A 385-nucleotide genomic window follows, 5' to 3' on the forward strand; every position below is an offset into this window, starting at 1 on the left:
CGTTTAACCTGTGATATTCCCCAGGTTAAGCCGCTCAATATTGTGATCAAGCTGGTGGAATGTAACGGCAAACCTGTGGCGAAGTTATCTGATAGCCCGGGTAAAACCATCTGCCACGATAAAGCGTTCGTGCGCGCGCTACGCAAAGCCTTCGATTTGCCGCATATTAAAAAAGCCAGTTAAACCTTCCAGGGAGCCAGTTTGGCTCCCTTTTCACGCTAATTTCCGAAATCTTTCACTCCAGCTACGAATTCTGCTTGTCTGATTGCAGATGCCAGGTAACATAGGTATCCCCCCATTACGGGTGGACATGTGTTTATATATCCGACTATTAACAGAGAGAATATTATGAGCGTTGTGCCTGTAGCCGACGTACTCCAGGGCC

The 385-nt window shown here is 47.5% G+C and carries 1 pseudogene; it reads left to right on the plus strand.

The annotated features are described in order from the left end of the window. Nucleotides 1-183: pseudogene (locus KQJ19_RS23860) on the plus strand (nicotinate phosphoribosyltransferase); the annotation flags it as partial. Between the last annotated feature and the right edge of the window lie 202 nt (nt 184-385).

Origin of the sequence: Citrobacter sp. S46_ASV_140, from assembly GCF_018919545.1 — a bacterium.
Lineage (GTDB): Bacteria > Pseudomonadota > Gammaproteobacteria > Enterobacterales > Enterobacteriaceae > Citrobacter > Citrobacter braakii.